This is a genomic window from Kineococcus vitellinus (genome assembly GCF_009906315.1).
GTDB lineage: Bacteria > Actinomycetota > Actinomycetes > Actinomycetales > Kineococcaceae > Kineococcus > Kineococcus vitellinus.
The window spans coordinates 1-3,425 of record NZ_JAAALL010000384.1 but is presented as its reverse complement, the minus strand read 5'-3'; the positions used below and the strand labels follow the sequence as shown (position 1 = coordinate 3,425).

Sequence of the window (3,425 nt, the reverse complement as noted above, 5' to 3'; positions counted from 1 at the left end):
TGGAGGACGGCGGTCCGCGCTCCCTGCCGGCCTTCGTCAGCGCCATCGCCCGCACCATGCAGAACTGGGTGGACAGCGAGCAGATGCGCATGCCGGGCTACCGGGACCGCATCGTCTCGGTGCTGCTCACCCCTGAGCAGGGCGGGCTCAACCTGAACATGAGCAAGGAGCTGATCGGCGAGCTCATCGACTACGGGCACCGGGCCGCCGACCTGCTGCTGGCCGCCTACGCCAGGCCGCCCGCCAGGGGTTGGGCGCAGCAGCGCGCAGTGCGCTACCACGCGCTGATGGCCATGACCGAGCGACACCTCACCAGCTTGCGCCGCGCCTACGACGATCGGGTGCAGCCTGCGACGATCCCCTACCAGCAGATCGCCGACGGCGCAGCCGTGAGCGGCGCGGACGCCGGCGACCAGCGCACGAGCAGCACGAGCAGCGCGAGCGCCGGGACTGCACTGCGCTGGCAGCGCCGCCGTACCGAGGAGCTCATGGAGCTCGCCAGGCGGTGGACCGGCACCGACGCCTGCGCAGCAGCCGAACGAGGAGAGTCCTTCGTCGTGAACGAGCCGACTCCCGCTGCCGTGTGGCGCGCCCAGCCCGAGTTATGAGCGTTTCCGACGACGAGATCGCAGCGAGAAGGTCCGTGGTAATGGCTTGAGGGGCGAGGAGGAGCAGACATGTTGTCGATCCTGGGAGTGCTCGGCGCCACGCAGCTGACGTTCGGCGGCAAGGACCCCGTCAAGGGCGACGAGTGGTACCACGAAATGATCACCCGCAAGGCCGCCGCGACGCCCCCTGCGCAGACAGCACCCGCGGTGGGCGCCGGCTGGGCGGGCACCGGTGAGCACACCGACACCACCAGCGCCTCCGCCGCACTGGCCTGGCACGCCGACTTCGTCGACAGCTACCTGTACAACCCGCTGTGGTGGGCCGGCGGCGGCCTGCCCCGCTTCCGCAGCGCCCTGGTGCACCAGCGCGAGCTGACCAAGCTGCACTTCGACGACCTCAACTCCACCCGCCAGATCGAGATCATGTGGACCCGCTACCAGGCGGGCACCGTCGCGGGCCTGCTGTGGGCGGCCGAGCGCAACGACGTCGCCGCCGCCCGCAACATCGTCGGCACCGGCCTGCACGCGCTGCAGGACTTCTACTCGCACTCCAACTGGGTCGACGACGAGGTCCGCAGCCGCTACCACTGGGACTCCCCCGCCAACCCGGACCTGCCCGACCGGCACAGCCTGCACCTGTTCACCGGCACCTACGAGGAGAACGAGGCCGCCGCCTTCGCCCACCACGGCAAGTACTCCCTGGCCTGCAGCATCATGGCCAAGCTGCCGGCCGCCTTGATGAACGCCGTCTGCTCGCCCTACTCCCCGCTGTCCACCTCCTCGATGTGCCGGCAGTGGCGCGCCTGCCAGGACGCCGCGAGCCCGGGCGGCACCCAGGAGGTTGCCGGCGTGACGATCCCCGAGGGCATCATCTACATCGAGCCCGTCGGCATCGCCTTGGACAGCCCGTGGATGGCTCAGCTGAGCATGCAGCAGCGCACCCTGACCCCCGCCGGGCGCAGCATCAGCGCCGAGGAGCTCTTCGAGCTGGCCCGCTCCCGCGCCGAGGAGCACAGCCGCGCCTGGCTGCAGCGGCTGACGGCGACCATGGAGGCCGCGGGGCTGGCCGGCTTCTGGAGCGAGGTCCGCCAGCAGGAGCGCGCCGGGACGCCGGCGCCGCCCATCCCCGGTGAGCTGGGTGAGGCGCTGACCAGCTACCCCGACGACCTTGCCCAGTTCGAGCAGACCTGGCGGGCTCCCTTCGAGTTCCTCAGCGCCGGCGCCTACCCACCGCCGCCGGACGGCTCCGCCGAAGGCTGGTACCTGCGCCTGGAGCTGAGCACCGGGCAGGACACCTTCGCGGGCACCGGCACCGGCACCGACTCCGACATCGACGCCGTCGTCGACGGTCGCACCTTCCGCCTGGACCGCATGCGTGAGCGCACCCCGGAGGGTGGCCTGGGCGACTTCCGGTTGCTGGAGCACAACGACTTCGAGCGCGGCAGCCGCGACAGCTACGTGCTCGGTCCCTTCCCCCAGCGTCCCGGCAGCCTGGTGCTGCGCAACAACGCCACCCACGCCGTGGACGTGGTGCGCGCCGCGTGGGCGGACTTCACCCGCATCGCCTCCGACGTCGTCGACGACGTCCTGGACGTGCTGCTGACCCTCATCGGCGGCCACGCCGACTACATCGGCACCCAGAAGGTGACCGCGAGCTGGAGTGAGCTGTCGGCGATCGCCGCCCAGGGCCCGCGCCCGCTGCGCCTGCACGTCGACGGGCGCGCCGAAGGCGTCTACACCCTCAGCGGGCGCCTGTCGGCGATCCCCACCGCCGGCGGCCTGCGCGCCAGCGTGGAGCTGGACACCCTGCGCTGCGACCGGGAGAGCACGATCGATCAGGCACCGGGCCTCTACGACGACGAGCCGTTCTTGATCACCTTGCTCAGCAGCCCCGCCGCAGGACAGAGCCTGCCGTGGCTCTCACCGGTCTTCACCCGCGTCGACAGCGGCGAGAGCCGCGCTATCCGCTACCGCGCGCAGGTCGACGTCCCCCGCTACGGCGGGCTGGTCTTCGCGGTGCAGATGTGGGAGAACGACAGCGAGAGCAGCGATGAGCGCCGCCGGCTGCGCGACGACTTCGCCCGCGGCTACGACGAGCGCACCATCAACGAGCGCAGCCGCCTGCTGGATGCCATCGGCACCGTCATCGCCCCCGACTGGCAACTCGCGGCGATCGACGTGTGCGCCTTCCTGCGCACCGCGGACGCCGCCGAGTACGCCCGCATGATCACCCAGCGCCCGATCGATCGCTGGATCGCCGCCGGCGCCAGCCTGCAGGTGCCCTTCGACGCCATCACGACGCACCGGGCGATCATCCCCGCCGTGCCCGGCCGCAGCGCACCGGAGATCGACCTGATGACGCTGGCCGCGGCCGGCCGTTGGGCCAGCGCCCGCCTGAGCGACACCCTCGGCAACACCGCCGAGATGGCCGAGCTGCCCTTCGACGGCAACGACGGCGATGCGCGCGGCTTCGTGCGCCGGCACGTGCTGCGCACCGAGGACGGCCAGGACGTGCTGGCGCTGTGGACGCACCCGCGCTGGGTGCAGCAGGGCACCATCAAGGGCTGGCTGCCGGACGTCACCCTGCCCGCCGGGGCACGCCTGCAGGCGTCGGTGGGCTTCCGCCAGGGAGCAGCCGGCAGCGACGGGGTGCGCTTCATGGTCTTCGAGCACCACACTCTCGACGACGGGCGCCGCACGTGGAACGCCGTCATCGACCACCACAAGAGCTACACCGGCTCCCTGGACCACCTCAGCGCCGACCTGTCGCACCTGGCCGGGCGGGCGGTGGGCATCGAGCTGCGCGTGGATGCGGCG

1 protein-coding gene and 1 pseudogene are annotated in these 3,425 nt (G+C 71.7%); both read left to right on the top strand.

Annotated features, from left to right (window positions below):
• Positions 1–608 (top strand): annotated as a pseudogene (locus GTQ99_RS21240) (hypothetical protein); the annotation flags it as partial.
• Positions 609–677: 69 nt separating this feature from the next.
• Positions 678–3,425, top strand: a 2,748-nt coding sequence (locus tag GTQ99_RS21235) for a hypothetical protein (RefSeq protein ID WP_166617687.1), incomplete at its 3' end; no start/stop codon positions are given.